The organism is Streptomyces sp. MB09-02B, assembly GCF_033794485.1.
Classification (GTDB): Bacteria; Actinomycetota; Actinomycetes; order Streptomycetales; family Streptomycetaceae; genus Streptomyces.
This window is the reverse complement of record NZ_JARGEE010000782.1, coordinates 1-1,982: the sequence shown is the minus strand read 5'-3', so window position 1 is coordinate 1,982 and position 1,982 is coordinate 1. Positions and strand designations below refer to the sequence as shown.

At 74.1% G+C, this 1,982-nt stretch carries 3 protein-coding genes; all 3 read right to left on the bottom strand.

Annotation, left to right across the window (positions count from 1 at the left end; all coding sequences use genetic code 11):
* Positions 1–42 precede the first annotated feature (42 nt).
* On the bottom strand, positions 43–768 hold the full coding sequence (locus P1P70_RS44000) for a hypothetical protein (RefSeq protein WP_319248030.1): 726 nt from the start codon (positions 766–768) through the stop codon (positions 43–45).
* 102 nt (positions 769–870) lie between these two features.
* Entirely contained in the window at positions 871–1,212 is a 342-nt protein-coding gene (locus P1P70_RS43995) for a hypothetical protein (RefSeq protein WP_319248029.1), read from the bottom strand.
* A gap of 24 nt (positions 1,213–1,236) precedes the next feature.
* Complete coding sequence (locus P1P70_RS43990; protein ID WP_319248032.1) at positions 1,237–1,962, bottom strand: helix-turn-helix domain-containing protein; 726 nt, start codon at positions 1,960–1,962, stop codon at positions 1,237–1,239.
* Positions 1,963–1,982: the final 20 nt, after the last annotated feature.

Here is a 1,982-nt window from a genome sequence, read left to right as displayed (position 1 = left end):
GGTGCGGGTGTGGGGGGCTTCTCGCGCAGTTCCCCCGCGCCCCTAGGAGGCCGGGGCCGGCGGCTTCGATCGTGTGGCCTTGGTGGTCTTCTCTGATTTCCTCACCGCGGTGAGTTGGGCCGGGGTCAGCGAAGCGAGGAGTTTCTCGATCTCGTCCAGGCGGTCGGACGCGGTGTCGTGTTCTCGTCTGTGCTGCTCGGCGAGGGTGAGCTGGCGGTCCAGGGCCACGCGGGCCCTGCGGGCGAGGGCGTCGGTGTCCTGTTCGCTGCCGACCAGACGCTCGATCGTCTCGGCCCGCTCCCGGGCGACCTGTCCGATCACATGGCCTTGCTCCAGCGCCCGGTGCGGATCCCGGCTCATCAGCAGCCGTACGTACGGGGAGAGCGCGGTGCTGCTGCTCTGGTACTGCTGCCGGGCCAGTCGGCCGGCCGCGCCCCGGCTGTCGTGCAGGGAGAGCCGGGCCACCGCGAGCCGATGGTCGAGCCTCGCCACCTCGGCCCGCTGCCGCCTCAGCTGCTGGCCGGTCCTGCCGTAGGCCTCGGCGGCCTTCTCGGCCTCGCGGTGGAGCCGTTGGAGGTCGGTGAGGAGATCGGCGACCGAGCGGTCATCGGGGGAGGGTGACGTGGCGCCGGCCGTGTCGGTCGGTGCGTCGGCGGCGGGGGGTTCCGTGGCGGCCGTGGCGGGTGCGGGGGCCGTGGTGAGGAGGGCGCCGACCGTGAGGGCCGTGACCGTCGCCGTACCTACCAGGCGCAGAAGCCGTCCTGACACGTCATCACCTCCGGTGCTCAGGTGGGCCGTCCACCTCGCACCGGCAGGATCGGGGGAGGGGGAGGCGGGCGCGCGCCGGGTGGACCGTTCGGTGCCGGGGTGTCACTCGTCGGTGGGGCGCGGCCGCGCGGGCGGCGTGGCGGATTGCCCGTCCGTGGTGTCCCGGGTGCCGGTGACCGCCGGGACGTCCGGCTTTGACCAGGGCCACTTCAGGCGGCGCCGGGGGTCCGCGTCCGGCGTGTACTCGTACTTCCACAGCTGGTGCAGGAGGCCGCCCCGGCCGGCGTCGACCCGGCGGTAGACGAGGACCGTCGGCGGGCCGCCGGCGGCGTCGGGCACCGGGACCCGGTACGTCTTCGGGGGGTGCCCGGTGATGCCGAGCAGCACGGGCAGGACGCGCCCGTCGAGGGGGCCGCCGACGAAGGGGGTGTCTTGGCTCTTCACCCGACCAGTGTCACAGGATCGGCGTCACAGCAGGTGGCCGGCGTCGCCGACCACGGGCAGGACGCGGCGGGCCAGGGCTCCCACGGCGCCGTCCGGAGTCTCGACGGTGAGGGCGTGCCGTACGACGGCGGCGGTCTGCGGGTCGCGGCCGGCGGTGGCGGTGAGACAGGCGACGAACTGCTCGACGAGCCAGTCCCGCAGCTCGTCGACGTCCGGCCGCTTGCCCTCGTCGAGCCAGATGAGGGAGGCGGCCTCCACGGAGGTGATCCACATCCGGACGGTCATCCGCAGCCGCAGGCCGGGCTCGGCCACGTCCAGGTGCCGCAGGATGTGGTCGGCGGCGGCCCGCCGGACGCCGTCCACGATGGCCGTCGCCCGGGAGGTCTCCACGACGCTGCCGCCCTGGAGGAGGGCGCTGAAGCCGGTGTCGTGGGTGTCCACGAAATCCAGGTACCGGTCGAGGGCGCGGGCGAGGCGGCTGGTGAGGGGGCCCTCGGCGGGTTCGTCGAAGCAGTGCTCCAGCTCCTCGGCGGCCGTGCGCAGGGCCGCCTCGTAGAGCTGCTGCTTGCCGCCGGGGAAGTAGCGGTAGACGAGGGGGCGTGAGACGCCGGCCGCCTCCGCGACGTCGTCGAGGGAGACGTCCTCGGGCGCGTGGTGCGCGAAGAGTTCCAGGGCCGCGTCCAGCAACTGGCTGCGCCGCTCCTCGACGCTGAGCCGACGGTACGCGCGGGTGGGGGCGTCGGACGTCATACCCGCAGAGTAGTCGGGGG

Coding starts and splice junctions, on each gene's coding strand:
- P1P70_RS43990 (WP_319248032.1), bottom strand. CDS start 1,962: ATGACGTCCGACGCCCCCACCCGCGCGTACCGTCGGCTCAGCGTCGAG.